This window comes from Arthrobacter sp. SRS-W-1-2016 (genome assembly GCF_002009585.1).
In the GTDB taxonomy this organism is placed as follows: domain Bacteria; phylum Actinomycetota; class Actinomycetes; order Actinomycetales; family Micrococcaceae; genus Arthrobacter; species Arthrobacter bambusae_A.
On record NZ_MTPV01000070.1, the window covers coordinates 1 to 1295 of the forward strand.

Sequence of the window (1295 nt, forward strand, 5' to 3'; positions counted from 1 at the left end):
GGTGAGTTTCTTCATTTGGTGGGTCGCGTTGCGGCCCTCGAAGTGGGGTCCGAGTCCGTAGCCCTTGACGGTCTTGGCCAGGATCACGGTGGGTTTGCCCTTGAACTCGACCGCGGCCTTGTACGCGGCGTAGACCTTGCGGTAGTCGTGGCCGCCGCGTTTGAGGTTCCAGATCTGGTTGTCGTCCAGGTCCGCGACCATGTCCTTGGTCGCCGGGGTTTTCCCGAAGAAGTGTTCCCGGACGAACCCGCCGGATTCGGCCTTGTAGGTCTGGTAGTCCCCGTCGACGGTTTCGTTCATGATCTTCACCAGGGACCCGTCGGTGTCTTTGGCCAGGAGCTCATCCCATTCCCGGCCCCAGACGACCTTGATGACGTTCCAGCCCGCGCCGCGGAAGAACGCCTCCAGTTCCTGCATGATCTTCCCGTTGCCCCTCACCGGCCCGTCCAGGCGCTGGAGGTTGCAGTTGATCACGAAGTTCAGGTTGTCCAGGTTCTCGTTCGCGGCGAGCTGGAGCAGGCCGCGGGACTCGGGCTCGTCCATTTCCCCGTCGCCCAGGAACGCCCAGACCTGCTGATCGGAGGTGTCCTTGACGCCGCGGTCGTGCAGGTAGCGGTTGGACTGGGCCTGGTAGATCGCGTTCATCGGGCCGATGCCCATGGACACGGTGGGGAATTCCCAGAACGAGGGCATCAGGCGCGGGTGCGGGTAGGAGGAGAGCGCGTGGCCCTGCTTGGACTTTTCCTGCCGGAACCCGTCCAGGTCCTCCTCCGAGAGCCGGCCTTCCATGAACGCCCTGGCGTACATGCCCGGGGACGCGTGTCCCTGGAAGAAGACCTGGTCCCCGCCGGAGGGGTGGTCCTTGCCGCGGAAGAAGTGGTTGAAGCCGACCTCGTACAAGGTCGCGGCCCCGGCATAGGTGGAGATGTGCCCGCCCACCCCGATGTCGGCCCGCTGCGCCCGGTGCACCATCACGGCCGCGTTCCAGCGCATGTACGCCCGGTACCGGCGCTCGAACTCCTCGTTGCCCGGGAATTCCGCTTCCTGGTCCGCCGGGATCGTGTTCACGTAATCGGTGGTGGTCACCATCGGCACCCCCACCGACTGGGACCCCGCCCGCTGAAGCAGGCTGCGCATGATGAACTGCGCCCGCTCCGTGCCCTGCTCCCTGATCAACGCATCCAAAGACTCAACCCACTCGGCAGTCTCTTCCGGATCACGATCAGGCAGCTGGGAAGTCAACCCGCTAAGGATGTGTGAGGTCTCTTCTCCTGCAGCCACGTCCAACCTCTCTT

General features: G+C 64.5%; 1 pseudogene. It reads right to left on the minus strand.

The features are described from left to right. A pseudogene (locus BMF89_RS19075) lies at window positions 1-1281 on the minus strand (pyruvate dehydrogenase (acetyl-transferring), homodimeric type); the annotation flags it as partial. Window positions 1282-1295: the final 14 nt, after the last annotated feature.